This window comes from Streptomyces hokutonensis (assembly GCF_042751305.1).
Lineage (GTDB): Bacteria > Actinomycetota > Actinomycetes > Streptomycetales > Streptomycetaceae > Streptomyces > Streptomyces hokutonensis_A.
The window spans coordinates 55,694-81,160 of the sequence record NZ_JBHYWD010000032.1; the positions used below are offsets into that span (position 1 = coordinate 55,694).

Consider the following 25,467-nt stretch of genomic DNA (forward strand, 5'->3'; position numbering starts at 1 on the left):
CCTAGAGCTTGATCTCGATGTCGACACCGGCCGGGAGGTCGAGTCGCATCAGAGAGTCAACGGTCTTGGGGGTGGGGTCGAGGATGTCGATCAGGCGCTTGTGCGTGCGCATCTCGAAGTGCTCGCGAGAGTCCTTGTACTTGTGCGGCGACTTGATGACGCAGTACACGTTCTTCTCAGTGGGCAGCGGCACCGGGCCCGCGACCGACGCACCAGTGCGGGTCACCGTCTCGACGATCTTCTTCGCCGAGCTGTCGATGACCTCGTGGTCGTAGGCCTTGAGCCGGATGCGGATCTTCTGTCCCGCCATGGCTACTCAGTAGTCCTGTCTCTAGTAACGCTCTGCACCCCGGCAAGCTCTTCTGCTCGCTTCGTTCTTCGATTCCTCCGACCCACGCGGTCGGGTGTGTCGCGCTCTCACCGACACAGAAGTCCCAAGGTTCGGAACTTCCCTACTGGGAAAGCACGGCCCTTCCGGAACCGCAGGCCGAGGGCGAAGAAGCCCACCGGGTGCCTGGCCTGCGCTGCACTGACGCTTCCCGAAAGATTCCCGTACGTCCGCCTCAGCGCTGCCGTAAGGCAGTTGGGGCGACGAGTACTGTGGGACTCGCTTCCGGTCCTCCCGACGGGAGGCGCGCAGCATCAACACTCGACCGAGCAACTCGGACAGTCTGCCATATGGGGCAGGGGGCTGGCCAATCGGGGCGTAGAGATTACCCGGGGAGTGACGCAGGTCAAACACGCGCGCCAGGCGGACGTCTCGCGCGGCCCCCATCTTCGTTCACCCCTGTGAATAAGAATCAAGTACACGTCCATTGACGCGCCCATAGCAAGCGCTTACGGTCCCTCACGAGAAGCGAGAAAGCGCTTTCCCCTGCACTTGCACGGCACCCCTGGTCATGGGACGACCCTGGAGGCAGAACGATGCAAGCGAGACCAGTCATGGCGTGTGTCGGCCTGGTGGCCGGCACGCTCGTAGCACTCTCCGGCACCCCGGCACAGGCCGCGAGCGCCACGCAGTACGTGTCACCGACCGGCACCGCGAGCGCGGCCGGCACCCTCTCCGCCCCCACCACCCTCGCCACCGCGATCAGCCGCATCGCGTCCGGCGGCACGATCTACCTGCGCGGCGGGACGTACAACTACTCGTCGACCGTCACCGTCCCTGTGGGCAGCGACGGCACATCGAGCGCACGGACCACCCTGACCGCCTACTCCGGCGAGACCCCGGTCCTCAACTTCTCGGCGCAGAGCGAGAGTTCGTCGAACCGCGGGCTCCAGCTGAACGCCAACTACTGGCACGTCTACGGCCTCACGGTGTCGCATGCCGGGGACAACGGGATCTACGTCGGAGGCAGCAACAACGTCATCGAGCGCACGGTGACGTCGTACAACCGCGACACGGGCCTGCAACTGGGCCGCATCTCGTCCAGCACGCCGAGCTCCCAGTGGCCCTCGAACAACCTGATCGTGAGCTCGGAGTCGCACGACAACGAGGACTCCGGCGGCGAGAACGCCGACGGCTTCGCCTCGAAGCTCACCACCGGCACCGGGAACGTCTTCCGCTACGACGTCTCCCACAACAACATCGACGATGGCTGGGACCTCTACACCAAGACCGACACCGGCGCCATCGGCCCGGTGACCATCGAGTACTCCCTCTCCTACGGCAACGGCACCCTCACCGACGGCACCCAGAACGCGAACGGCGACCGCAACGGCTACAAGCTCGGTGGCGACGACATCGCGGTCAACCACGTCGTCCGGCACGACATCGCCTACGGCAACGGCCATCACGGGTTCACCTACAACAGCAACCCGGGCACGATGACGGTCTCGAACAACGTCGGCATCGACAACGCGGAACGCAACTTCTCGTTCGACAAGGGGACGTCGGTGTTCCGAACGAACACGTCGTGCCGGTTCGCGGTCAGCGGCTCGAACGACAAGACGGTGGGCGACGCGGACAGCTCCAACCAGTTCTGGACCGGGACGAACGGGTCCCGGTGCTCGTCGTACAGCGGCGCGCTGGGGTGGTCGTTCGCGTCGAGCGGGGTGTTGAGGGTGACGTTCGGGGGGACGGTGGTGAATCCGTAGGGGATGGCCCCTACGCCCGGCTGCCTGCCTGCTTGGACCGGCCCACTCGGCGCTATTCGGCGCTATTCGGCGGCGTACGCGACGAAGTCGGTCCAGGCGGTGGGGGCGAGGGCGAGGCGGGGGCCCTGGGTGTTCTTGGAGTCGCGGATGTGGATGGTGTGGGGGGTGGTGGCTATCTCGACGCAGTCGTTGCCGTTGCTGCTGTCGCTGTAGCTGCTCTTGAACCACAGCAACTCAGTAGCCTTGCCGATCATGTCTCTCCCAGCACTTGCTCGATAAAGGCCAGCGACTCCTCTGGCGTAAGAGCCTGGGCCCGGATGATGCCATACCGCAGCTCAAGGACCCGGAGCTGCCTCGGGCTGTCGACCGGTCGGCCTCCGAAATCGTCGTCCATACGCCCCGCCCCCGAACCGTCCGCGAACTTCAGCACCTGGATCCGCCCGCCCGTTCCAGGATGGCTCGCGTGAGCCGTTGGCATCACTTGGAGTTCCACGTAAGGCAACTGAGCCACCTCCAGCATGTGTTCAAGCTGTCGGCGCAACACCATTGTGCCTCCGACCGGACGGCGCAGCGTCACCTCTTCCTGCACGAAGCTCAGTTCAGGCGCGGGCTCGCGTTCGAAGATGGACTTGCGCGCCATACGTCCTGCCAGCATGCGTTCCAGCTCGCCCTGCGAGTACGCCGGCCGCCACGTCCCCAGCAGCGCCCGCGCGTACTCCGGGGTCTGCAACAACCCATGAATGTTGTGGTTGCTGTACAGCTGAAGCTCTACCGCCATGTCCTCCTTCTTCTTCAGATCCCGCACTTTCTTCGGGTACTGGGCCTTCTCCACATCCTCCTGGAACGCCCTCAGATGCCCACCCGCGTTCAGGACGTCGTCGGCCCGGTCCAGGAACTCCACCCGAGGAATCCGCACCCCGCGCTCGATCTTGCGGATCATGTCCTCGCCGTACCCCATGACGTGGGCGAAGTCGGCCACCCGCATCCCGGCCTGTTCTCGGCAGAACCTGACGAGTCGCCCCACGGCCTCCACCAACGGCGCGCTCTCGTCGCCGGGTTCGAGGTCCCAGCCGGCCTCGTCCACGCCTTCGTTCTCGTTACTCACGCTCTCGTCACTCATGGCCACCCACCTCCAACGCGCACCCGTACCCGTACGTCGTCGGAGACAGCCGAGACAACGCGAGACAACGACGGGACAGGGCGGATACGTACAGGCGTCATCGCACGTCAAGGCAAGCAGCGTCGGCCACGCTGAGTGACGTGATTCAGGAATCCGCCACCCCCGAAACCCAACCCGACTACTCCACGCGCAACCTCACCGTGCAGCTGTCCTCCACCCCGCGCGGCGCCCGCCTGGCCCGCCTCCTCGCGACGGAACAACTCCGCGCCTGGGGCCTCCCGTTGGACCCGGCCCGCCAACTCGTCGCCGAACTCGCCACGAACGCGAGCACCCACGGCCGCATCCCCGGCCGGGACTTCAGACTCATGCTCTGCGTCATCGACAACACCCTGCGCATCGAGGTCACCGACACCCGCGGCGACCTCCCTCCCCGCCCCCAAGACCCCACACAGGACGGGGAGTCGGGCCGCGGACTGCTCCTGGTCGACGCGCTCGCCGACCGCTGGGGCTGGTCCCCGGGCCGCCGCCCCCGCAAGACGGTCTGGGCGGAACTGGCACTGAAACCGGCACCGATCTCCGGAAACCCGAACTACGGCGAGGACGTCACCATGGCCGAGTGGACCATCTCCACGGAGGGCTTGCCGCGGTATGCGGGGCCTGGCAGCCCAGAGTCTTGAGGGCGGCGAGGAAGAAGACCCGCAGGAATCCATACGGAGCGGGTCCGTAGCCCAGGAAACCCGACCGGTGTTCTTGGTCGGCCCCCGCCGGTGCAGGAACCTCCTGGCTGGTCCGCCCCACGAGGGCCATGACGGCCACGGCCATGAAAGTGGCCGGCTCACTCCGGAGCGAGCCGAGGCGGCCACCTCGACCCCGGGCCCGCGAATGCTTGGCTAGCCACACGATTACTGTTACGGTAATCATGTGGCCAGCCACACTTTCTCTTGAACGTCCCCCGCAGAACTGAGGAGACCCCATGTCCCACGAGAACTCTCTAGTGAAGCCTCCGATCAATCAACGCGTGCTGACCCTCGGCATCACCTCTGATGCGCTTTCGCCGGACGATTTCCCGCCGGGGGTTGCGACGCTCGAAGAGCTGGTCGCCATGAGGGAGCGCAGCTGGGCTGCGCTCCAGGCGACAGGCATCGACGGCGAGGCGGGATATGTCAGCCTGGACCCCGACGAGGCCGAGGCCGAGCTGCGCCGGCTGTTCGACGCGCACTCATACGGCGTGGTGCTCATCGGCGGCGGCATCAAGAATGTCCCGGAGTACACCGTCCTGTTCGAACGGATCGTCAACGTGCTCATCGACCTCCAGCCCGACATCCGGTTGAGCTTCAGCTCACATCCGACGAACGTGCCCGAGGCGCTGCAACGCTGGCTCAAGAAGTCCTGACAAGGACGCCTCACGGAGCTGGGCGTTGGACGCGGCGGTGGGTGATGAGGCAGGCGGCGAAGCCGCGGAAGGCTTCGTGGATGTCGTCGCGTCGTTCCCAGCCGATCCGCAGCCGGCCCAAGCCGTGCAACCAGGCGATCGTCCGACTCCCCGCACAGTGGGCAGCTTTAGTCGCAAGCTCTCACAGCCGGCAGCTCGCCACCACCGTCAGTACCTGCCTCGACCAGCCGGCCGGCGACACCAGGCACGTACGGGGCAAGCTCGTCCTGACCGTCGTCTGAGCACGTCCGCCCACCGCCTCCCCAGGCGGCGGAGCGGCCGGCCGCACCGACTACCCACCCACACTGGCTGAGGAACCGAACAATGCCCACCCCCGAACCCCGCATCCCCACGACGGCCGACGCAGGACCGATGAGCTACGCGATCTTCCAACTCGCCCGCGCCCACCGCGCCTACGCTGCCGCTCTGCTGCGCGAGATGGACCTGCATCCCGGACAGGAACTGGTGCTGATGCACCTTTTCGACCGGGACGGCCAGTCCCAGTCCGAGCTGATCGAATGCCTCGGCGTGGATCATTCCACGATCTCCAAGGCGCTACGCCGCATGCAGGACGCCGGCCTGGTCATCCGCGAGCCGGCCGCACATGACCGGCGCGTCATGGTGGTCCACCTCACCGACAAGGGCCGGGCGATGCGCGAGCCCATCACAGCCCTGTGGCAGGCCCTGGAGGAGACCACCGCCCGGAATCTGTCGGAGCAGCAGGCGGAGTCCTTTGTCGAGACCGCCTACGCCATCACCGAGGCGATCAGCAGCCGCGCGTTGCCCGAGGGAGAGTCCGACTGACTCCCCCGGAGCGCACCCCAGACCCCGTACGCCACACCGCACATGAAAAAAGGGCACGCGGACTGGAGTGCACACCGTTCCGCATGGGGCATGACCACCTCCAGCCAGGCCATATCACCTCCCCTGTACCGACTGTTCCGGACGCGGCACGTGGCACGTGGCACGTGGCACGTGGCGGCGAGGCGCACGACGGATCTGTCACCACGAATCTGCCACCACGGCCCGCCTCCCCCAGCCCCGTCCGGCACGCAGGCACCCATGCCCGCAGCCACCGCCCACCAGCCTGACCGAAAGTGAGACCCCATGCCCGCCACCGACTCAACCACTTTCCCGGTCCTCGTCGTCGGGGCGACCGGCTCCCTGGGGAGCAAGGTCGTCGACGAACTACTCAAACGCGGCAAGAACGTCCGCGCCCTGGTGAGGCCGGCCAGCGACGCCGGCCGGCTCGAAACCCGGGGCGTCCAGATCGTCCGCGGCGACATGCTCGACGTCGACTCGCTCGTGGCCGCCATGACCGGCGCCGACGCCGTCATCACCACCGCCGCCGGCTACACCCGCGGCGGCAAGAACGCCCACGACATCGACACCCTCGGCAACGCCAACCTCGCCGAGGCCGCCCACCGCACCGGCATCCGGCGGTTCGTCCTGACCAGCATCCTCACCAGCGACCAGACGCCCCACGTCCCGCACTTCTGGCACAAGAAGCTCGCCGAGGACAAACTCGAACAGCTCGGCGTCCCGTTCGTCGCCCTGCGCCCGGGGGCCTTCCTCGACCAGGTCGCGACCATGGCGGGCAACCCGCTCGACAAGGGCCGCCTGATCTGGATGTCCAAGGCCACCGTCCCGCTGACCTTCGTCCGCACCTCCGATCTCGCGGCCTACCTGGCGGCTGCGGTCGACGCCGAAGCGGAGGCCGGTGAGCGGATCGACATCGGATGGGACCGTCCGGTCAGCATGCGCGAGGTGGCCGACGCGATGGGCCACCGGGCCGGAAAGAAGATCAAGGTGTGGGCCGTCCCCTCCGCCGTCGTCCGCGCCGCAGGAGCCGTCGTCGGCCGCTTCAATCCGGTGGTCAAGGACATGGCCGCGATGTTCGGCTGGTTCGACACCGGACGCTACGTCGCCGACCCCCGCCGCCAGGAGCAGCTGTTCGGCCCCGTCCCCACGGCCGAGGACGTCCTCGCCCAGTTCACCGACGAGCTGCGCACCGCACAGCACCGGTGACAGGCCCGCGTCCCATTCTCGCCGCCCAGCGCCTGACCAGGACGCCCCGGGCCAATCCGCTAGCCCCGGGAAAGGAAACACTCATGAACGGATCGACCCTGCAGACGTTCGCCGCCGACTGCGCGCAGGAACTCCCCGGAGCCCAGCTGGAGCATCCCTTCGGCCCGGACTGGGAGGTCTTCAAGGTACGCGGCAAGGTGTTCATGCTGATGACCGAAGTCCCCGGGCGCCCCGTCGTGATCCTCAAGGCGGACCCCGGCGAGGCCCAGGCCCTCCGGGAACACAACAGCCACATCACCCCCGGCTACCACATGAACAAGAAGCACTGGATCACGCTGGAGGGCGGGACAGGCGTCGACGAGGAGCTCGTCACGGAACTCGTCACCGACTCCTACCTGCTCGTCGTCTCCCACCTGCCCAAAGCCGAGCAACCCGTCGACCCGCACACCTACGGCACCGGCACCCGCGCAGGCCGGTGACCGCCGTTCAGGTCACCGCCCGCAAGGCGGCCCTCGCTCTCCCCGACGTCGGCCACGGCTACTCCTTCACCCCCGGACTCGACGTGTACAGGGCGCGGACAAGGTGTTCCTGATCGTCACCGACGACCCGGACGAACAGATCATCACGGTCAAGTGCGAGCCCGAGCTCACGCGGGCACCGGAACGCGGCTCTCCCGAGCGCAGGCCATACGAGCCCCTGCTGCCCCGACCGGCTGGACGATCGCCGTCTCAACCTCAGATGACCAGCCAGTTCGCCGTCTTGGGCCCTCAGGAATCCGCAAACCTGTCGGCTTCCACCCGCGACAGCTCCGACGCCCTCGGCATCCACATCGCGGAACGCCTCACCGACACCCCCCACATCGCCTACGCCAAGCGCGCCCGCAACGACCCGGCGGACCCGAGCCGTCACACCCGCCACGAGCCGATCCCGGTACTCCCGGCCCACGCCCCGCGCTACACCGGCCCAGTGGCCGCCCTGACCGGCGGCTCCACGGTGAGCGCGGGCGAGACCTTCACCCAGGCCCTCCTCGACCGCCCCACCCGCACGATCCGCATCGGCCGGCCCACCCAGGGCGTCTTCTCCGACGTCATGGAACGCGAACTCCCCAACGGCTTGACCGCCTGGCTCCCGAACGAGGAGTACTTGACCGACTCGGGCCGGACGTTCGACGGGACGGGGGTTCCGCCGGAGGTGAGGGTGCCGGTTTTCACGAAGGAGGAGTTCGCGGCGGGGCGGGATTCGGGGGTCGATCGGGCGGTGGCTGTACTGAGGAACGGGCGCTGAACCGCGCCGGCAGACCGGCGTCGTCCTTGCACCCGAGTTCCTTGGCCATCGCGAGGGAGACCGCGTGCAGGACGTTCATGTTCTTTTCCCGCAAGGTGTCGTCATCGCTGTTCACTGCCAGAGGGTTCGTCAGTTCCCCTCGGATCAACACGCTGTCGCCGTCCGACCTGAAGGAGCCACTGGAACACTTCATGTAGAGAAACGCGTTCAGCGGCCTGGAGAGCGCCAGTTCACCCATCTCGTACTGGGTGAACTTCGGCAGGAGAGCGATGGGCCCGGGAACTGTTCTGCTGAGGTAGAAGGACAGCTCGACACCAAAGTCCGCCGCGGGAGCGTAGGCCGTGCACAGCTGGTATTCCTCCGCTGTGGCGGAGTCGTCAGGCCCCTTCTCCTGATAGCCGGAGACGAGGGACCGAGCGGTCTTGCCAAGGGCTGCGGTGGGTTCGCTCGTCGTGAACTTCTTACTCCCGAGCACGTACAGGAGTGCTCTCCTGGCACCTGTCGAGAGCTGTGCTCCGCACAGGTTCGACGACACAGCCTCGGTCGTCGGCTTCTCTGTTGGCTCACTGCTGTCGCAGGCCGTCAGAGAAGCAGCCAGCGCGGCGACGGTCGCCGCGGCGGCGGCAAGTTGTCGCACGGGCCTGTTGCTGAGCATCGTCATTCTCCTGTTGTGGGCAACTGCCCCCGTTGGTCCTCGCGGAAGCTGCCGCTGTGGTAACCACTGAGCCAGGCTTCCTCGAGGTCCTGCCCGAAGGCGGTATCTCCCTGACTGATGTTGTGGTGGGTCAGGAAGGTCCTGGCCGGCTTCTCGGCGTTCGTCTGGCCGGCCTCAAAGATCGCCTTGCGCTGCGCCTGGATGTCCTCGCCGCTGTCCTGCTGCTTGGCCTCGGTCCAGTCCCCGATGACATTGCCGATCTGCTGCTCCAACATGCCCTGCCCCGTGTCGGTCAGCACCGGGATGGCCGTTGCGGCGACTCCGGCCGCGGCGACCTCGGGCAGGAAGGCCACACCGGCAGCGACGGTTGCCCCGGTGCCGAACTCGATCCAGCCGTTGCGCTTCTCCAGCGCGTCGTTGTACTCCTTGTCCGCCGCGAGCTGTCCGGCCTTGAGCTGGTCCGCCCGTGACTGATCCAGGAGTCCCTGGATCTCCGCACCGCTGCGGGTCGCATCGCGTGCGCGCGGCTCGTTGATGGAGCCGTCGTCGCCGACCTGCGCTTCCAGAACACTGGTGGTGTAGACCTGCCCCGCTTTGGAGACCTCCGCGTAGGCGTCCGGATGTTGTCCGAGGGTGCTGAGGAAACTGATCGTGTCGCTCTGACCGAACTTGGCGCGCCCGTCGGCCCCCGGCGCCGGCGCGAAGGTGCTGTCCTTACGGTTCTCGTCGAGTCCCCAGTTCAGGTCGTCGATATAGCCCGCCCCCATCCGGCCGAGGCTGTCGGAGAGGATCGCCTGCTGATTGACGAGCTTGGGATCGTTGCCGTACGTGTGCACGACCTTTTTCATGATCTTGGCGGAGTCCTCGTCGCGTACCAGCGTCGGTGTCGGATCGTCGTACGCGTGCCCGAGCGTCGCGGACTCCAGCGCGTGGCCCAGGGCGTCCACCCCGTAGGCCTTCGTGGGCAGCCCCGAGCCGTCCATCGGCCACTGGAACTTCTTGTCCGTCAGCTCGTCGAAGTACGTGTAGCCGAGCTTCGCGCCTTTGTGTTCGCTGCCGTCGGCGTTGTACACCTTCGGGCTGTCATCCGCGAAGAACGCCTTCGAGGCCTCCGGGCTGTGCCCCAGCCCTTCGAGGACGCTGGTCAGCGGGTCGTACCCTGCTCCGACCTTTCCCGAAGGGTTGTAGCCGAAATCGGCGTCGAATCCGCCCGTCATGGGCCTGTTCAGCGTGAACAGGTTGGGGTTCTGGTGGTGCAGTTGGACGATGTGGCCGGCGATGGGGTTGATGAAGGCCGCATCGTAGTTCCCGTACCGCAGCAGACCACCGAGAACCTGGTATCCGTACGGTTGGTTGAGCCCGGCGTTCTCCAGCCGCAGGCGCCGGCCGCCGAGCTTGCGGAGCTGGTCGCCCCAGCTCGCGGGCACGTGGTGCTTGTGGTCCGGGTCGGTCGCGTTGGCCAGCGCCAGGCCCATGGACTGCTGGAGGTCCTTGGTCAGGGTGAGACGGACCTTGTTGTCGCCGGCCGTGCCGTCGAGCGCCATGGAGCCGTAGAACTCCAGCGTCTTCTCCGGGCCGAGGGTCTTGTAGAAGTCGGTGGCGAACTCCCCGCCCTTTTCCGTGCCGTTGTACTTCATCAGCCGGTCGAATTCCTTCAACTCGGCGTTGCTCATGTGCTCGCCCTTCTTGGCGAGCTCGACCGCGCGTGCGGCTTGTGCCTCGTTGAGCGAACCGTAGTCCGCGTGGCCCGCGTCATGCAGGTCGTTGCCGTGGGACCGGGCGAGCGCGGCCTTCACCGACTGGTCCACGTCGTCGGCGCGCCCGACCGTCGCCGAGATCCGGTCGGCGATCGACTGCCAGTCCTGCCCCGCCTTGTCACCGGCCTTCGCCGTCTGCGCCTGGTCCCGCACGACGCATTCGTGGACGGTGACCGTGGTGTCCCCGTTGTCGGCGATCGTGTAGTTCTTCGCCCGCGCTTCCTCGACCAGGGTCTTCAACCCGCGCTGCAGCGCGACGAGTTCACTGTGCGCGTCGTCGAGGATCTGGTAGATGCTGTTCGCCTCGGTGTGCAGATCGGTGAACTCCTTGGCCGTCCTGTCTACGAACCCCCGGGTGACATCGGCGTTCACACCGGCCCAGCGAGCAGCGTCCGACTTGGCCTTCATCCCCGAACGCGCGTCCTCGTCCAATGACTTGAGGGCGTCGACCGCTTGCTTCCAGTCGTCGACGGCCGCACCGAGTTTCCCGAGATCGACGTCGAGCAGGTCCGTGTACTTGAGTGGCACGGCGGTTCGTCTCTCTCAGTTCTCTCAGTGGAAGTAGCGGCTGAGGCTGGACACGGACGTCACGGAACCGTCCCGGCCGCGGATCTCGGCGGAGATCTGCGCGTCGTCCCGAGCGTGCAGCTTCTTGCTGTAGTCCAGGTGGTTCGAAATGTGCGCGACGGCCTGAAGCACCGACTTGACCTGCGAGGTCCAGACCGCGACCGTGGTCACGAGGGCGGCACCCATCGCAAAGCCGCTGCCCTTCAACTCCTCACCGGCCTGCGTCGTCGAGCCGGATCCACTCCTGCCCGAGCCCGCACCGGCGATGTCCACGCGCTGCCGCAGCTGGTCGTGGAGGATGCACGCCTCATGCCCTACGGCACCGAGGTCGTCCTGGTGCACCACCAGGTCCCCGCCGGCACCGCGCCCGCCCACGCCCGCGGGGAGTTGGTCGAGCCGCATGTGCGCGGACCCTCTCCGGGCCGCGTCGGCCTTGAGCTGCTCCCACTCTTCCCAGGCCATTCCCCCGTGCCTCCCCGGATCCTCAGTGTCCGCTGCTCACGCATGCCCGCGCCTTCGGCGGCGTACGACGAGCACCACCACGGATCCAACGACCGGGCCTGTCCGGAGGACACCGCCGCCGCCCGAAGGCGAGGCCGAGGCCCGGAGGTTGCCGTCCTCTTCGCCGGCGCGCCTGCCGCCGTCAGCCGGGGTACGGAACCATCCCCTCGAAGAGGAGGAACGAGAACACGACGGTGCTGGGCGCGAGGACAGCGAACACGGCGCGCCGGGCGGCGTTCTCCTCCGTCTGCGGCAGGCCCCAGCTGACGAGCAGCAGTGCCAGCGAGGTCAGAAGCCCCACCCGAAGGAGCGTGAAGGCGGTGTCGAAACTCCGGGTGAAGTGCTCGGCTTCCGCGCCGTCGCAGGAGTCGCAGGCCATGGGTGTGAGGCTGCCGATGACGTACGCGAAGAGGGCGGCGGGAAGCGTGACCACCGTCGCGATCAGCTGTCCGACCCGTGTGCCGCGTACCGACGTGCCCTGTGTGATCGACATGCCGCCAGCCAACTGCATGGCAGGAGGCGGCACCTGAGCACGAGTACTCAGGCCCGGGGGCGTCATGCCCTCACTTGCATCCCAGGGTCTTGAGGGTCGCCGGGCAGTAGGCCCGCATGACCTTCTCGATGCCCTTGCGGTGGGTGTGGTCCGTCAGGCCGATTGGGGGGACTTGGAGAGTGAGGGTGAAGTATTTGCCGCCGAAGCGGGCGACCGCCGCGTCGGCACCGAGCCCCTGGTGGGGCGAGTGGAAAGAGGGGACAACAAAGGGGCCCGTACGACCGAAGTCGTACGGGCCCCTCTGGAAACTGCTACCAGGTCAGATCAGAACTACTTGTTGATCTTGGTGACCTGGCCGGCGCCCACCGTGCGGCCACCCTCACGGATGGCGAACTTCAGGCCCTCTTCCATGGCGACGGGCTGGATGAGCGAAACGGTCATCTCAGTGTTGTCGCCCGGCATGACCATCTCGGTGCCCTCGGGGAGGGTCACGACGCCGGTCACGTCCGTGGTGCGGAAGTAGAACTGGGGACGGTAGTTGTTGAAGAACGGCGTGTGACGGCCACCCTCGTCCTTGGACAGGATGTACGCCTGGGCCTCGAACTCCGTGTGCGGGGTGACCGAGCCGGGCTTGATGATGACCTGGCCGCGCTCGACGTCCTCGCGCTTGATGCCACGGAGGAGGAGACCGACGTTCTCACCGGCCTGGCCCTCGTCGAGCAGCTTGCGGAACATCTCGATGCCGGTGACCGTGGTGGTGGTCTTCTCCTGCTTGATGCCGATGATGTCAACGGTCTCGTTGACCTTCAGGACACCACGCTCGATACGGCCGGTGACGACCGTACCGCGACCGGTGATCGTGAAGACGTCCTCGACGGGCATGAGGAACGGCTTGTCGACGTCACGCTCGGGGGTCGGGATCGACTCGTCGACGGCGGCCATCAGGTCGAGGACCGTCTGGCCCCACTCCTTGTCGCCCTCGAGAGCCTTGAGCGCCGAGACCTTGACGACCGGAAGGTCGTCGCCCGGGAACTCGTACTCGGAGAGGAGCTCACGGACCTCGAGCTCGACGAGCTCCAGGATCTCCTCGTCGTCCACCATGTCGGCCTTGTTCAGGGCGACGACGATGTACGGAACGCCGACCTGGCGGGCCAGGAGCACGTGCTCCTTGGTCTGCGGCATCGGGCCGTCGGTGGCCGCGACCACGAGGATCGCGCCGTCCATCTGCGCGGCACCCGTGATCATGTTCTTGATGTAGTCCGCGTGACCGGGGCAGTCGACGTGGGCGTAGTGACGCGTCTCGGTCTGGTACTCGACGTGCGCGATCGAGATCGTGATACCGCGCTGGCGCTCCTCGGGAGCCTTGTCGATCTGGTCGAAGGCCGAGGCCTCGTTCAGGTCCGGGTACGCGTCGTGCAGCACCTTGGTAATGGCGGCCGTGAGGGTCGTCTTACCGTGGTCGATGTGACCGATGGTGCCGATGTTGACGTGCGGCTTAGTCCGCTCGAACTTTGCCTTCGCCACTGGGGTCCTCCTGCGGAGTGGTTCTGGTACGCCTTACTCATCGGCGCCAGGTGATCTTTGCTGGGATGCCGCCCGCCGGGGTCTGCCCTCCCGGGTGAGCCCCGGCGGTCGGTGTCAAGCCTAAAGCGTGCAAACGGTGTGTGTTACTCGCCCTTGGCCTTCGCGATGATCTCCTCGGCGACGTTCCGGGGAACCTCGGCGTAGGAGTCGAACTGCATCGAGTAGCTTGCGCGACCCGAGGTCTTGCTGCGGAGGTCGCCGACGTAGCCGAACATCTCCGAGAGCGGCACGAGGCCCCTCACGACGCGCGCACCGGCACGCTCCTCCATGGCCTGGATCTGGCCACGGCGGGAGTTGATGTCGCCGATGACCTCGCCCATGTAGTCCTCGGGCGTGGTGACCTCGACGGCCATCATCGGCTCGAGGAGCACGGGAGACGCCTTGCGGGCGGCCTCCTTGAACGCCTGCGAACCGGCGATCTTGAACGCGAGCTCGGAGGAGTCGACCTCGTGGTAGGCACCGTCGAGCAGCGTGATGCGGACGCCCGTCATCTCGTACCCGGCGAGGATGCCGAACTGCATGGCCTCCTGCGCACCGGCGTCCACCGACGGGATGTACTCCCGCGGGATACGGCCACCGGTGACCTTGTTCACGAACTCGTACGCCGGACCGTCGGTCTCGGTGATCGGCTCGATCGCGATCTGCACCTTGGCGAACTGACCGGTACCACCGGTCTGCTTCTTGTGGGTGTAGTCCACGCGCTCGACGGCCTTACGGATCGTCTCACGGTAGGCGACCTGCGGCTTGCCGACGTTGGCCTCGACCTTGAACTCACGGCGCATACGGTCGACCAGCACCTCGAGGTGCAGCTCGCCCATACCGCCGATGATCGTCTGGCCGGTCTCCTCGTCCGAGTGGACCTGGAAGGAGGGGTCCTCCTCCGCGAGACGCTGGATGGCGACACCCAGCTTCTCCTGGTCGCCCTTGGACTTGGGCTCGATCGCGACCTGGATGACCGGCGCCGGGAAGTCCATGGACTCCAGGATCACCGGGTTCTTGTCGTCGGACAGCGTCTCACCGGTGGTGGTCTGCTTCAGGCCCATGACGGCGACGATGTCGCCGGCGCCCACCGAGTCGATCTCCTCACGCTTGTTCGCGTGCATGCGGTAGATCTTGCCGATGCGCTCCTTCTTGCCCTTGACCGAGTTCAGCACTGCCGAACCCGCCTCCAGGCGGCCCGAGTAGACCCGGACGAAGGTGAGCTTGCCCAGGTGCGGGTCGCTCATGATCTTGAACGCGAGCGCGGACAGCGGCTCGTCCACGGACGGCTTGCGCTTGACGACCAGCTCCGGGTCCTTCACGTCGTGGCCCTCGATGGCCTCGACGTCCAGGGGAGTCGGCAGGTAGCGCACGACCGCGTCGAGCAGGGGCTGAACACCCTTGTTCTTGAACGCGGTACCGCAGAACACCGGGGTGACCGTGGTGTCCTTGGACTTGCCGGACGCGATGGTGATACGACGGATCGCGGCGTACAGCTGCTCCTCGGTGGGCTCCTGGCCCTCCAGGTACAGCTCCATGATCTCTTCGTCGTTCTCCGCGACGGCCTCGACGAGCTTGTTGTGCCACTCCTCGGCGGCCTCGGTGTGCGTGGCCGGGATGTCGACGACGTCGTACATCTCGCCCTTCGCAGCCTCGGCGGACCACACGAGCGCCTTCATGCGGACCAGGTCCACAACGCCCTTGAAGTCCATCTCGGCGCCGATCGGCAGCTGCATGACGAGCGGCTGGGCGCCCAGGCGGTCCGAGATCATGTCCACACAGCGGTGGAACTCGGCGCCGGTACGGTCCAGCTTGTTCACGAAGCAGATGCGCGGCACGCCGTAACGGTCGGCCTGACGCCACACCGTCTCGGACTGCGGCTCGACACCGGCGACACCGTCGAACACCGTGACGGCACCGTCGAGGACGCGCAGCGAGCGCTCCACCTCGACCGTGAAGTCGACGTGGCCCGGGGTGTCGATGATGTTGATCGTGTAGTCGTTGTCCTCAAGCGGCCAGTGACAGGTGGTGGCAGCAGAGGTGATCGTGATGCCACGCTCCTGCTCCTGCTCCATCCAGTCCATGGTGGCGGCGCCGTCGTGGACTTCACCGATCTTGTAGCTGACGCCGGTGTAGAAGAGGATCCGCTCGGTGGTGGTCGTCTTGCCCGCGTCGATGTGGGCCATGATCCCGATGTTGCGGACCTTGGCCAGGTCAAGTGAAGTGGTAGCCATAAGGCTTCAGTCTTCTCTCGGTCTCGATGGGGTCTGCGACTACCAGCGGTAGTGCGCGAAGGCCTTGTTGGACTCGGCCATCTTGTGGGTGTCCTCGCGCTTCTTGACGGCCGCGCCGAGGCCGTTCGAAGCGTCGAGAAGTTCGTTGAGCAGACGCTCGGTCATGGTCTTCTCGCGACGGGCGCGGGAGTAACCGACCAGCCAGCGCAGCGCGAGCGTGTTGGCGCGACCGGGCTTGACCTCGATCGGAACCTGGTACGTCGCACCACCGACACGGCGGGACTTGACCTCAAGCGTGGGCTTGATGTTCTCCAGCGCGCGCTTCAGCGTGATGACCGGGTCGTTGCTGGTCTTCTCGCGCAGGCCCTCCATGGCGCCGTACACGATGCGCTCGGCGGTGGAGCGCTTGCCGTTCAGCAGCACCTTGTTGATCAGGGAGGTGACAAGAGGAGAACCGTAGACCGGGTCGATGATGACCGGGCGCTTCGGGGCGGGGCCCTTACGAGGCATTTTCTACTTCTCCTTCTTGGCGCCGTAGCGGCTGCGGGCCTGCTTGCGGTTCTTGACACCCTGGGTGTCAAGGGAGCCGCGGATGATCTTGTAGCGAACACCGGGCAGGTCCTTCACACGACCGCCACGCACGAGCACGATGGAGTGCTCCTGCAGGTTGTGTCCCTCACCCGGAATGTAAGCGGTGACCTCGATCCCGCTGGTCAGACGCACACGCGCGACCTTACGCAGGGCCGAGTTCGGCTTCTTCGGGGTGGTCGTGAACACACGCGTGCAGACGCCGCGACGCTGAGGGGAACCCTCGAGTGCGGGCGTCTTGTTCTTCTCGACCTTGTCCTGCCGGCCCTTCCGGACCAGCTGCTGGATCGTAGGCACTACTTCTCCGGTTTCTGTGTGCCGATGGTGAAGCTAACCTGGAACGTCGCCGACCCACGCGGTCGGGTGTGTCGAATCCCGCAGACTTTCGCCGGGCAGCAAAAGGGGCGCAGATTGCGGTGGCCAGTGTCGGCCCCCTTAGTGCGGTTCAAGGCACGCACGAGGGCCAGGGCACACCCCAGGCACAAGGTCTGAGCGTACCTACCTCATTCGCTGCGGTCAAAACAAATGGGTGTCACCCACGGCTCGGCACGGAACAAGCCGAAGCCGCACCCCCTCCGCGATCTTCGAATCTACGGCTCGGAGGGGTCAGTTCGAGCTTACGCCGGCCACCACCAGCAGCAGGAGGAACAGGGTCCAGGCGCTGACCGCCAGCCACCCGAAGACCAGCCCGGTCAGCGCCATCCCGTCACCGATCTCGTCGGTCCGGCGTATCTCCGCGCGGGCGGTGTGGCCCAGGATCACCGCGGGGATGCCGGTCAGGCCCAGTGTCGGCACGGTCAGCAGGCCGCAGACCAGGGAGCCGACCGCCTTGCCGTTGGTCGGCGGCAGCGGGGCCGGCCGGAAGGTCCCGGGCACCGCGCGGAAACCCGGCGGCGGCACCTGGACGACCGTCGCCTGCGGGCCCTGGGGCAGATCGGCGACCAGCAGCATCAGCTCGCCGACCGTACGGGCGTCGTAGGCCCGCGCGACCCGCTTCTCCAGCTCATCCTCCCGCAGCCGGCCCTCGGCGAAGCCCGCCCGGAGCACGTCCACGGTCCGCTCGCGGTCGGCGGTCGCCGCCAGCATCGACGCCCCGCCCTGTCCGTGCCACGGCTGTGGTCCCTGTCCCTGCCACGGTGTCGGGTACGACACGGAACACCTCCCCCGGCGCCGGAGACCGAATGCCTCCATGATGCTCCAACGTGCCGAAAACGGCACCGGTTCCCCCACCCGGCACTTCCCCGGCGGCATCGGCCCAGATGGCGTGAACCCGCATGCTGACGGACAGGCTTCCGCCAGTGGCCGGTTTCTGCACTTTCACTCTCCGCGATCCCGTGCTTTCAGTACGTTGATCGACCCACTGTCGGAATTCGGGGGATGTAAATGACAACGGGGTTACCGGCGTACACGCCGGACGACGGGGGTCTGGACGACCAGGTGCCGTTCCTGGCCCGGCTGGAGGCCGAGGACCGCTCGGCGCTGCTGGCCCTGGGACGCGCGCTGGACTTCACCCCCCGGATGGTCCTGGTCCGGCAGCACGAACCCTCCGCGCACGTGCTCTTCCTCGTGCACGGCTGGACCAAGGTCACCGCCTCGGCCGCCAACGGCTACGAGGCCCTGCTGGCGCTGCGCGGCCCCGGCGACATCGTCGGCGAGTCGGCGGCGCTGACCGGACGCCCGCGGTCGGCGACGGTGACCGCGCTGGAGCCGGTGCGCGCGGTGGCGGTGGAACGCGGCCAGTTCAAGAGCTTCCTCAACCGCTCGCCCGCCACGTCCTTCGCCCTCCTCGGCCTCACCACGGACCGCACCCGCGCGGCCGACCGGCGCCGTCTGGAGTTCGCGTCGATGAGCGTGCGCGAACGGTTCGCCGTCCTGCTCCTGGACCTGACCCGCACCCACGGCCGCCGCACCCCCGACGGCATCGAACTCGCCGTACCCCTCAGCAAACAGGAGCTGGCCGGGTCGGTCGGCGCGTCCCGGGAGATGGTCCAGCGCCTGCTGAAGGAGTTACGGGACAAGGGGGCCGTATCCACCGGCCGCCGCACGATGCTGATCATGCGCCCGGACATCCTGCGCCGGATAGCGGCCGCGGGACCGACCGCGGGCATTCCGTCACCGCCGGGGCCGGCGGAGGACTGAACGGACTGGGACCTGCCGGTGGAGAACTGAACGGACCGGGACCTGCCGGTGGAGAACTGAGGAGGCCGGGACCTGCCGGTGCAGGACTGAACGGACCGGGACCTGCCAGTGGAGAACTGAGGGGGCCGGGACCTGCCGGTGCAGGACTGAGCAGGTCGGGACCTGCCGGTGGAGAACTGAACGGACCGGGACCTGCCAGTGCAGGACTGAGCAGGTCGGGACCTGCCGGTGCAGGACTGAGCAGGTCGGGACCTGCCGGTGCAGGACTGAGCGGGCCGGGACCTGCCGGTGGAGAACTGAACGGACCGGGACCTGCCAGTGCAGGACTGAGCGGGTCGGGATCTGCCGGTGGAGGACTGGGGCCGGTTCCGGCGAGCTGAGACCAGGGCAGGTGCGGCGAGCAGGGGGTGCCTCCCGCGTCCCTGACGGCGAGTGGGCGTTCGCGGACACGGCCCAGGGCAGCCCGCCCGGCCGGTCAGGGCGCAGCAGGCCGGCGGGCGGCCGGGCGAGAGAGGCCCCCGCGCCTTTGCGGCGGCGGGGTGTTCGTGTCGCGCCTCGTGTCCGCGTCCGCGGCAGGGCCCGGCGGACCGTCCCGGCCGACCCCGACTGTGAACACGTTCACAGTCGAAGTGCGTCATCCTCCCTCACCGCTGAAGCCCCGTCAGCCTCACGCTGCTGCTCTGCACAAGCACGCCCCCGCGCAATCCACACGAGCGCGCCCCCGTGAAAGGCGACCATGAGCGACCCCGTGAGCCGCACGATCCTGTTGCTGGACATCGAAAGGTACAGCGACCGGGACGACGTGGAACAGGCCTATCTGCGCCGCATGCTCTACGACATCACCGACCGCACGCTGGAGAGCGCGGGCATCGATGAGACCCGGCGGCTGCGGGCCGACCGCGGCGACTCGGTGATGGAGCTGATCGACGCGAGCGCCCCCGTCACGGCACTGCTGCGGGCCCTGCTCACGGAGGTGCCGGTCCGGCTGAAGGCCGTCAACCGCATGGCGTCCCGCTCCGCGCAGATCCGGCTGCGCGGTGTCGTCGCCACGGGGTACGTCGCCGTGGACCTGCACGACGGCTGGGTCGGCTCCGACCTCAACCACGCCTGCCGGCTGCTGGACGCGGACGTCCTGCGCGCCGCCCTGCGCGAGCGCACCGCGGATTTCGCGCTGTGCGTCTCGGACGCCCTGTACACGGGAGTCGTCCGCCACGACCACCCGGGCATCCCGGCCGACGACTTCCACCGGGTGACGGTGGCGAGCAAGAACGGCCCGCTGGAGGCCTGGCTGCACGGACCGGTGCCCGAGGGGGCGGCCGGCGAGAACCACGGTGACACGGGGGAGGGGGAGGCGCAGGGCGGATCGGGGGACCGCCCTGCGCCCGGGGCCCCGGCAGCGCAGGCCTCCGCACCGCAGGCCCCGGGTCAGGAAACTGCCGCGCCCGGGACCCCGGGTTCGGAATCCTCCGAGCCCGATGCCTCCGCGCCCCGGACCCCCGCGGCGGAGGCCCCGGCCGCGGACAACCCCGCAGCGCAGCCCGCGACTTCGGACACCCCCGCAGCGCAGGCCCCGGCCGAGGACACCCCCGCAGCGCGGCCCCCCGCCTCGGACGCCCCCGCAGCGCGGCCCCCCGCCTCGGACGCCCCCAAGGAGCGGGTACCGCCGCAGGGCGGGTCACCGGAGAACAGCCCGGCGCCGGACGGACCACGGGGAGCCCCGGCGCCGGGTGTCGTCTTCAACTTCAACGGCGGTCCGCCGTCCTTCGGCGGCAGCCTGGTCGGCCACGACCAGCACGGCGTCAGCGGCGGCCAGGTCACCGGCGACGTCCACCTCGGCGGGCAGGAGCGGAGGGACGGCGCGTGAGCGACCAGGAGGAGCCGGAGAAGCCGAGAGCCGCGTCCGGCGGCACGTCCGACGCCAAGGACCAGAAGGGCCCGAAGGACCAGAAGAACGCCAAGGGCGCCAAGGGTTCCGGTGACCCGAAGCAGGGCGAGACCGCGGCCGACGACACCGCACAGGGCAGCAGCACCGGCGACGACGAGGAACACGACCAGCCGCAGACCGCCTGGGCGGCCCGCCGGGACCTGATCGACCACAGCCCGCGCAGCATGCACGTCGGCGACCGCTCCCGCTTCGGTGGCAGCCTGGTCGGCCACGACCAGCACGGCGTCAGCGGCGGCCGGGTCACCGGCGACGTCATCATGGGCAGCAAGACGGAGATCCACTACGCGATACCCGGCCTGTCCGCACCCGCCTCCGCCTCCGGCGAGGTCCCGCGGATCGTCCTGGGACGCCTGGCCGAGACCTTCGTCGCCGACGAGGAGTACATGGCCGGACTGCTCGAACGCCTGCGCAGCGACCGCGTCCTGGTCCTCTCCGGCGCCCGCTTCACCGGCCGCCACACCGCCGCCCTGATGCTGCTGCACCGGCTGGGCGCCGACCCGGTCCGCACCCTGGTGCGCGACACCGACCCGGCCTCCCTCGCCAAGGAGTTCAACTCCGAGGACCAGGCCCGCGGTTACCTCGTCAGCGACCTCGCCACCCGCCGCGACCGCCCGCTGCGCGAACCGCACCTTCTCGCCGCGAAGGACCGGCTCGTCGAACAGGACGCCTATCTCGTCGTCACCGTCGGCCCCACCGCCGTACTGGAGGACGTACCGAAGGTCGAGTGGCTGCCGCCGAGCGCGGCCGAGGTCCTCGGCGCGCATCTGCGCACCCGCACCGACGCGGAGACCGCGGCCAAGCTGCTGGACCTGCCGGACGTGGTCGAGTTCCTCACCGGCGACTACCAACTACGCGAAGTCGTCGCGTTCGCAGGGGAGTTGGGCCGGTTCGCGGCCGGTGAGATCACCGAGGACGCGATCGCGCAGTTCTCGCTGGCCTCCCTGGAGAACCAGGTCAGGGAGTGGTTCGAGGAGGACGAGAGCGCGATCCATCTGCGGGACAAGGCGTTCCTGGTCGCGCTCGCCGCCTTCGACGGCGGCCCGTACGCCCTCACCGCCGAACTCAGCGACCTCCTCTACCGGTTCCTCCAGGAGACCGAGAACCCCACCCGCGTCCCCGAGGTCCCCGTCTTCGGCACCCACATCGGCAAGCGCCTCCAACTCGCCCGCGCCACGCGGTACGAGGAGGACGAGCACACCGAGTGGGGCCCGGTCGCCCAGCAGAAGGCCAGATTCCTCGACGAGCGGGCCTCCCTGGTGCTGCTGCGCGAGCTGTGGACCGGCCATCCGTCCGCCCGCCCGGCCCTCATCAACTGGCTGCGCCGGCTCGCCGACGACGGCCGTCCGCTGGTGCGCACCCGCGCCGCGTCAACCGTCGCGATCCTGGCCCGCACCGACCTGCCCTCCGCGATGGCCCTGGTCATCGAGGTGTGGGCCACCTCCAAGCTGTTCCGGCACCGGCTGGTCGCCGTCAACTCCCTGACCCTCGCCCACCTCATCGACACCCCCAACATCCCGCGCATCCTCGACGACTGGTGCGAGGGCGACGACGAGCGCCGCCGCTGGGTGGGCGTCCGGTCGTACGGCCTGATCGGCTCGGAGCGCCCCGAACAGGCACTCGCCGCACTGCGCAAGGCGGTACGCCGGCTCTACGACAACGATCAGGACCTGGACCTGGAGATCGGCCGTGAACTCGCCGAGGCCGTAGGGCTGTTGCTGCTCTCCTCGGCCGAGGAGCGGGCGCTCGCGGAGCTGCGCCGGCACCTCGACGACGACCGCGCGGTCCGCGACCTCACGCTCGCCGGCTTCGTCAACGCCTGCGAGCGCACCGAGGGCGACGAGCGCTACGGCATGCCGCTGGTCCTCGACTGGTACGCCCGCGCGGTGGCCGCGGGCAGCGCCTCGGCGTACGGCATCCCCCACCTCTGGCGGGCCGCGCTGGCCGATCTGCGCACCACCCGGCCCGCGCTGGACGTGCTGAAGGCGTGGGTGCTGATCGCCGACCGCGCCACCGCCACCGAGTGGGCGCTCGCCGCCCTGCTCCCGGCCCTGGTGGCCACGCCCGAGGACCACCAGCGGCTCAGCCACCTGCTGCGCACCATGTCCGGCGAGGACGGAAAACCACCGCCCCAGGTGGCGGCCCGACTGCTGACCACGCTCCCCATCCGCTGACCCACGTCATCCGCCGACCCACGTCGGAACGACCCGCGCACGCCGGGTGGTACGTCCGAGGAGACACGCCCATGCCCACCTTCCGCCAGCCCGAGTGGCAGCAGCCGGCCGACCGGCACACCGAGATCGTCGACCCCGTCCTCACCGTGCGACAGCTGTCGCGCTTCGAGTTCAACCTCAAGTCGTACGTCCGTATCGACCACGCCCTGGTCTTCGCCACTGGCAAGGGCGGTTACGTGGCGTACCTCCCGCCGCAGCGGCCGACCCGCGGGGACATCGCGGCGAACCGCTACACCGCGGTGTACGAGGTCGACATGGGCGTGCATCCGCACACCTGCGAGCTCGCGCTGCCCAGCGACAACGACGCGTTCGAGTTCACGGCGGCGGTCGACCTGTCCTGGCAGGTCCTCGACCCGGTCCGGTTCGTGGCCAGCGGCCACCGGAACGTACCCGGGCTGCTGCTGGGCGAACTCCAGCAGGCTGCCCGGCCGGTGACCCGCCGCTTCGCCATCGCCGACAGCGCGTCGGCCGAGGTCGAACTGCTGGAACGGATGAACCTCCTCGGCCCGCTCGGCGCCCCCGCCGGACTCCAGGTCACCTGGACGCTGCGGCTGAAGCGCGACGAGGCCAACATCGAGCACGAGATGCGCAAGCAGGCCATCGAGCACTCCGCCGACGAACAGATCCGGGCGGCCCAGCGGGGCATGGACATCGACATCGAGGTCGACCGCCGCGCCCGCCAGGGCGACTCGCTCCAACTCGACCGCGCCATGCAGTACGGCACCCACCAGCAGGAACTTCTCCTCCAACAGCAGCGCTGGCAGCACGCGCAGGCCCTGCTCACGGGCCAACAGCAGCTGGAACTCCAGCGGTTGGAGGCACAGAAGATCGAGTTCTACCAGTTCCACCTCCAACAGGGCGGCGTCCACCAGTGGGCACTCCACCTCGCCCAGCACCCGGAGGACTCCCACATGGTCATGAACAGCATGCGCGAGGACCAACTCCGCATGATCCAGGCCCAGATGGAACTGGTCCAACAACTCCTCAACGGCGACACGGCCGAAAGCTGGGAACTGGAGGGCCCCAAACAACTGGCCCTCCGCACGGTGAACGACATCCTCACCCAACGCCTCCCGGGCGTCCCCCAGAACCCGCCCCCACCGCTCCCTCCAGGAGCGGGCCCGGAATACCCCGGGGAGCCGATCGCCGGCTCGCCTGCGGGGATGGGCATGGACCCGGGGATGGCTATGCCGTCTGCTACGTCTCCGGCTACGGCTACGGGAGGCGGCCCCGTCGATGGGCAGGGGCTGGGCGGGCAGCCGATGGGGATGGGGCCGTATGTGCCTGAGCAGTGGGTGGTGCCTGGGGGTTATGCGGGTGGGCAAGGGGCAGTGCCCGGGGCTTACGCCGGTGGGCAGCCCTCGGCGCCCGGGGCGTACGTTCCTGGGCAGGCGCCGACGGCAGGAGGGCATGCGCCCGGGCAGGCGGCGGAGACAGGGCCGTACGGATCCGGGCAGGCCTCGGCGCCGGGACCGCACGCGCCTGGGCAACCGCCGGGAGCGGGACCGTACGGGCCCGGGCAGTCCCCGGCGACAGGCCCGTACGCCCCCGGACAGGGCGCGGCATCAGGGGCGTTCCCGGACGGGGCCAACCCCAGCGATCCGTACCCGAGCGGGTCCAATCCGAGCGGCCCGTACCCGAACTCCTCCAACCCGAACTCCTCCAACCCGAACTCCTCCAACCCGAACTCCTCCAACCCGAGCGGCCCGTATCCGAGCGGCCCCTACCCGGGTGCGTCGACAGCTGTCCCCGGCACCGCCGCCGGACCGTTCCCCGGTGCTCCGGGCCACGTGGCTTCCGGTCGGCCTCCGGTTCAGGCCGGGTCCATCACACCGATTGGACCGACCAGACCCGCTGGGCAGACTGCGCCGAGTGGGCCCGCTGGCCCGGTCGGATCGGCCGGCGTCTCGCCGTATCCGCAAGGGCCGACCGCGGGCATGCCGACGTCCACGCCCTACAGCACACCGCCCGCCGGGCAGGCACCGCAGGGCTCGTACCCGGACGCCCCGGCGCAGCCCCCGGCATCGACTCCGGCCGCCCTGCCACAGCCGTCGGGACAGCCCTCGGGTTCGACACCCGCCACCCTGTCCAAGGCGCCGGCCGACGAGGCTCCTGCCTCGGCACCCTCTGCCGCCCCCGAGACCTCCGCCTGGCAGCCCCCGCCCGGATACGGCCGGACACCGACCCTGCCGGAAGTGGCCGCAGGCTCGGACGAGGAGGGCGTCGAGGGAGCCGACAGGCCAGAGGGCGGCGGCGCGTGACCACACTCGACCCCGCTCCCCCGCCGGCACCCGCACCACTCCCCCACCCCAACCCCACCGACCTCATCCCCCTCTGCGAGCGGCTGCTCTCGGAGCTCCGCAACGAAGTCGCCCGGGCGGACGGCAAGGCGTCCGTCCTGGTCGGGGCTCTCGGGATGATCGGGGGCGTGTTCAGCGGGCTGTTGGCCGGGCGGGGGTGGACCCCGGGCGAGCTGTCGGCCACGGCCACCGTGCTGTGGTGGACCGCGCTGGCCACGCTGGGGCTCTCGCTGTTCGCGCTGCTGCTGGCCGTGCTGCCCCGCTACCGCTCCGAGCGGTGGACGCCCGGTCGGCCACTCTCCTACTTCGGTGACATCCAACAGGCCGTACGGCAGGGCCAGTTGGAGACCGCGCTCGGCGACACCGGGCGTGACCCCACGACCGGGCTGACCAAGGCTCTCGCCGAGCTGAGCCAGATCGTCTCCCGCAAGCACCAGTGGATCCGTACCGGCCTGATCGCCTTCTGCACCGGCACGGTACTGCTGCCCGCCTCACTGCTGATCGGCTGACCGCCGCACCGGCACCCGTCCCCG

At 68.5% G+C, this 25,467-nt stretch carries 24 protein-coding genes and 2 pseudogenes; 13 read left to right on the forward strand and 13 right to left on the reverse strand.

The window, feature by feature from the left end; all coding sequences use genetic code 11:
• Nucleotide 1: 1 nt before the first annotated feature.
• Nucleotides 2-310, reverse strand: coding sequence for a 30S ribosomal protein S10 (rpsJ, locus tag ACFXC1_RS46420; RefSeq protein ID WP_003948644.1), 309 nt, complete (start codon nt 308-310; stop codon nt 2-4).
• 614 nt (nt 311-924) lie between these two features.
• Between rpsJ and ACFXC1_RS46425 the strand changes: the two genes are divergently transcribed.
• A complete protein-coding gene (locus ACFXC1_RS46425; protein WP_381255134.1) occupies nt 925-2,097 on the forward strand; it encodes a right-handed parallel beta-helix repeat-containing protein in 1,173 nt (390 codons plus the stop codon).
• 62 nt (nt 2,098-2,159) lie between these two features.
• Here ACFXC1_RS46425 and ACFXC1_RS46430 read toward each other — a convergent pair whose 3' ends face one another.
• Nucleotides 2,160-2,351, reverse strand: a complete 192-nt coding sequence (locus ACFXC1_RS46430; RefSeq protein WP_381255137.1) for a DUF397 domain-containing protein — start codon at nt 2,349-2,351, stop codon at nt 2,160-2,162.
• Nucleotides 2,348-3,217: a helix-turn-helix domain-containing protein gene (locus ACFXC1_RS46435; RefSeq protein ID WP_381255140.1), complete on the reverse strand. Its 870-nt coding sequence runs from the start codon at nt 3,215-3,217 to the stop codon at nt 2,348-2,350. Before ACFXC1_RS46435 ends, ACFXC1_RS46430 begins: the two co-directional genes overlap by 4 nt.
• 140 nt (nt 3,218-3,357) lie before the next feature.
• On the opposite strand from ACFXC1_RS46435, the gene ACFXC1_RS46440 reads away from it, so the two are divergent.
• Entirely contained in the window at nt 3,358-3,894 is a 537-nt protein-coding gene (locus ACFXC1_RS46440) for an ATP-binding protein (RefSeq protein ID WP_381255142.1), read from the forward strand.
• A gap of 296 nt (nt 3,895-4,190) precedes the next feature.
• Nucleotides 4,191-4,610, forward strand: coding sequence for a hypothetical protein (locus ACFXC1_RS46445; protein ID WP_200684466.1), 420 nt, complete (start codon nt 4,191-4,193; stop codon nt 4,608-4,610).
• 10 nt (nt 4,611-4,620) lie between these two features.
• On the opposite strand, the pseudogene ACFXC1_RS46450 reads toward ACFXC1_RS46445, so the two are convergent.
• Nucleotides 4,621-4,755: pseudogene (locus ACFXC1_RS46450) on the reverse strand (IS5/IS1182 family transposase); the annotation flags it as partial.
• Here ACFXC1_RS46450 and ACFXC1_RS46455 point away from each other — a divergent pair.
• The 5 genes and pseudogenes from ACFXC1_RS46455 to ACFXC1_RS46475 all read left to right on the forward strand — a co-directional run.
• Nucleotides 4,691-4,891, forward strand: coding sequence for a hypothetical protein (locus tag ACFXC1_RS46455; protein WP_381255146.1), 201 nt, complete (start codon nt 4,691-4,693; stop codon nt 4,889-4,891). The pseudogene ACFXC1_RS46450 and the gene ACFXC1_RS46455 sit on opposite strands and share 65 nt — an antisense overlap.
• A gap of 82 nt (nt 4,892-4,973) precedes the next feature.
• Nucleotides 4,974-5,453: a MarR family winged helix-turn-helix transcriptional regulator gene (locus ACFXC1_RS46460; RefSeq protein WP_381255148.1), complete on the forward strand. Its 480-nt coding sequence runs from the start codon at nt 4,974-4,976 to the stop codon at nt 5,451-5,453.
• Nucleotides 5,454-5,756: 303 nt separating this feature from the next.
• Nucleotides 5,757-6,677, forward strand: a complete 921-nt coding sequence (locus ACFXC1_RS46465) for an SDR family oxidoreductase (RefSeq protein WP_381255151.1) — start codon at nt 5,757-5,759, stop codon at nt 6,675-6,677.
• A gap of 83 nt (nt 6,678-6,760) precedes the next feature.
• Complete coding sequence (locus ACFXC1_RS46470) at nt 6,761-7,156, forward strand: MmcQ/YjbR family DNA-binding protein (RefSeq protein ID WP_381255153.1); 396 nt, start codon at nt 6,761-6,763, stop codon at nt 7,154-7,156.
• A gap of 328 nt (nt 7,157-7,484) precedes the next feature.
• Nucleotides 7,485-7,961 (forward strand): annotated as a pseudogene (locus ACFXC1_RS46475) (S41 family peptidase); the annotation flags it as partial.
• Here the strand turns inward: ACFXC1_RS46475 and ACFXC1_RS46480 are convergent.
• The 9 genes from ACFXC1_RS46480 to ACFXC1_RS46520 all read right to left on the reverse strand — a co-directional run bounded on the left by ACFXC1_RS46480 (nt 7,885) and on the right by ACFXC1_RS46520 (nt 17,471).
• Entirely contained in the window at nt 7,885-8,616 is a 732-nt protein-coding gene (locus ACFXC1_RS46480) for a hypothetical protein (RefSeq protein ID WP_381255156.1), read from the reverse strand. The pseudogene ACFXC1_RS46475 and the gene ACFXC1_RS46480 sit on opposite strands and share 77 nt — an antisense overlap.
• A 2-nt stretch (nt 8,617-8,618) precedes the next feature.
• Nucleotides 8,619-10,901, reverse strand: coding sequence for a hypothetical protein (locus ACFXC1_RS46485; RefSeq protein ID WP_381255159.1), 2,283 nt, complete (start codon nt 10,899-10,901; stop codon nt 8,619-8,621).
• A gap of 24 nt (nt 10,902-10,925) precedes the next feature.
• Nucleotides 10,926-11,402, reverse strand: a complete 477-nt coding sequence (locus ACFXC1_RS46490; RefSeq protein ID WP_381255161.1) for a hypothetical protein — start codon at nt 11,400-11,402, stop codon at nt 10,926-10,928.
• Nucleotides 11,403-11,583: 181 nt separating this feature from the next.
• A complete protein-coding gene (locus tag ACFXC1_RS46495) occupies nt 11,584-11,934 on the reverse strand; it encodes a hypothetical protein (RefSeq protein ID WP_381255163.1) in 351 nt (116 codons plus the stop codon).
• A gap of 330 nt (nt 11,935-12,264) precedes the next feature.
• Nucleotides 12,265-13,458, reverse strand: a complete 1,194-nt coding sequence (tuf, locus tag ACFXC1_RS46500; RefSeq protein ID WP_019072299.1) for an elongation factor Tu — start codon at nt 13,456-13,458, stop codon at nt 12,265-12,267.
• A gap of 143 nt (nt 13,459-13,601) precedes the next feature.
• Nucleotides 13,602-15,731 (reverse strand): elongation factor G, encoded by a 2,130-nt coding sequence (gene fusA / locus ACFXC1_RS46505; RefSeq protein WP_381255166.1) that lies wholly within the window; start codon nt 15,729-15,731, stop codon nt 13,602-13,604.
• 39 nt (nt 15,732-15,770) lie between these two features.
• Nucleotides 15,771-16,241: a 30S ribosomal protein S7 gene (rpsG, locus tag ACFXC1_RS46510; RefSeq protein WP_005481264.1), complete on the reverse strand. Its 471-nt coding sequence runs from the start codon at nt 16,239-16,241 to the stop codon at nt 15,771-15,773.
• 3 nt (nt 16,242-16,244) lie between these two features.
• Nucleotides 16,245-16,616, reverse strand: coding sequence for a 30S ribosomal protein S12 (gene rpsL, locus ACFXC1_RS46515; protein ID WP_003948652.1), 372 nt, complete (start codon nt 16,614-16,616; stop codon nt 16,245-16,247).
• A gap of 309 nt (nt 16,617-16,925) precedes the next feature.
• Nucleotides 16,926-17,471 carry a DUF1707 and DUF4190 domain-containing protein gene (locus ACFXC1_RS46520; protein WP_381255168.1) on the reverse strand — a complete coding sequence of 182 codons (546 nt, stop codon included), beginning with the start codon at nt 17,469-17,471 and terminating at the stop codon, nt 16,926-16,928.
• A 231-nt stretch (nt 17,472-17,702) separates the two neighbouring features.
• On the opposite strand from ACFXC1_RS46520, the gene ACFXC1_RS46525 reads away from it, so the two are divergent.
• The 5 genes from ACFXC1_RS46525 (at nt 17,703) to ACFXC1_RS46545 (ending at nt 25,443) form a co-directional block, all read left to right on the forward strand.
• The gene (locus ACFXC1_RS46525; protein WP_381255170.1) at nt 17,703-18,458 is read left to right on the forward strand and encodes a Crp/Fnr family transcriptional regulator; all 756 of its coding nucleotides are present in this window, start codon (nt 17,703-17,705) and stop codon (nt 18,456-18,458) included.
• A 736-nt stretch (nt 18,459-19,194) separates the two neighbouring features.
• The gene (locus tag ACFXC1_RS46530; RefSeq protein ID WP_381255171.1) at nt 19,195-20,322 is read left to right on the forward strand and encodes a hypothetical protein; all 1,128 of its coding nucleotides are present in this window, start codon (nt 19,195-19,197) and stop codon (nt 20,320-20,322) included.
• Entirely contained in the window at nt 20,319-22,574 is a 2,256-nt protein-coding gene (locus tag ACFXC1_RS46535; protein ID WP_381255173.1) for a hypothetical protein, read from the forward strand. The genes ACFXC1_RS46530 and ACFXC1_RS46535 overlap by 4 nt, the downstream gene beginning before the upstream one ends.
• Nucleotides 22,575-22,645: 71 nt before the next feature.
• Nucleotides 22,646-24,895: a hypothetical protein gene (locus tag ACFXC1_RS46540; RefSeq protein WP_381255176.1), complete on the forward strand. Its 2,250-nt coding sequence runs from the start codon at nt 22,646-22,648 to the stop codon at nt 24,893-24,895.
• Nucleotides 24,892-25,443 carry a Pycsar system effector family protein gene (locus ACFXC1_RS46545; protein ID WP_381255178.1) on the forward strand — a complete coding sequence of 184 codons (552 nt, stop codon included), beginning with the start codon at nt 24,892-24,894 and terminating at the stop codon, nt 25,441-25,443. Before ACFXC1_RS46540 ends, ACFXC1_RS46545 begins: the two co-directional genes overlap by 4 nt.
• The last annotated feature ends 24 nt before the right edge of the window (nt 25,444-25,467 follow it).

Coding starts and splice junctions, on each gene's coding strand:
- rpsJ (WP_003948644.1), bottom strand. CDS start 310: ATGGCGGGACAGAAGATCCGCATCCGGCTCAAGGCCTACGACCACGAG.
- ACFXC1_RS46425 (WP_381255134.1), top strand. CDS start 925: ATGCAAGCGAGACCAGTCATGGCGTGTGTCGGCCTGGTGGCCGGCACG.
- ACFXC1_RS46430 (WP_381255137.1), bottom strand. CDS start 2,351: ATGATCGGCAAGGCTACTGAGTTGCTGTGGTTCAAGAGCAGCTACAGC.
- ACFXC1_RS46435 (WP_381255140.1), bottom strand. CDS start 3,217: ATGAGTGACGAGAGCGTGAGTAACGAGAACGAAGGCGTGGACGAGGCC.
- ACFXC1_RS46445 (WP_200684466.1), top strand. CDS start 4,191: ATGTCCCACGAGAACTCTCTAGTGAAGCCTCCGATCAATCAACGCGTG.
- ACFXC1_RS46455 (WP_381255146.1), top strand. CDS start 4,691: ATGTCGTCGCGTCGTTCCCAGCCGATCCGCAGCCGGCCCAAGCCGTGC.
- ACFXC1_RS46460 (WP_381255148.1), top strand. CDS start 4,974: ATGCCCACCCCCGAACCCCGCATCCCCACGACGGCCGACGCAGGACCG.
- ACFXC1_RS46465 (WP_381255151.1), top strand. CDS start 5,757: ATGCCCGCCACCGACTCAACCACTTTCCCGGTCCTCGTCGTCGGGGCG.
- ACFXC1_RS46470 (WP_381255153.1), top strand. CDS start 6,761: ATGAACGGATCGACCCTGCAGACGTTCGCCGCCGACTGCGCGCAGGAA.
- ACFXC1_RS46480 (WP_381255156.1), bottom strand. CDS start 8,616: ATGCTCAGCAACAGGCCCGTGCGACAACTTGCCGCCGCCGCGGCGACC.
- ACFXC1_RS46490 (WP_381255161.1), bottom strand. CDS start 11,402: ATGGCCTGGGAAGAGTGGGAGCAGCTCAAGGCCGACGCGGCCCGGAGA.
- ACFXC1_RS46495 (WP_381255163.1), bottom strand. CDS start 11,934: ATGTCGATCACACAGGGCACGTCGGTACGCGGCACACGGGTCGGACAG.
- fusA (WP_381255166.1), bottom strand. CDS start 15,731: ATGGCTACCACTTCACTTGACCTGGCCAAGGTCCGCAACATCGGGATC.
- rpsG (WP_005481264.1), bottom strand. CDS start 16,241: ATGCCTCGTAAGGGCCCCGCCCCGAAGCGCCCGGTCATCATCGACCCG.
- ACFXC1_RS46525 (WP_381255170.1), top strand. CDS start 17,703: ATGACAACGGGGTTACCGGCGTACACGCCGGACGACGGGGGTCTGGAC.
- ACFXC1_RS46530 (WP_381255171.1), top strand. CDS start 19,195: ATGAGCGACCCCGTGAGCCGCACGATCCTGTTGCTGGACATCGAAAGG.
- ACFXC1_RS46540 (WP_381255176.1), top strand. CDS start 22,646: ATGCCCACCTTCCGCCAGCCCGAGTGGCAGCAGCCGGCCGACCGGCAC.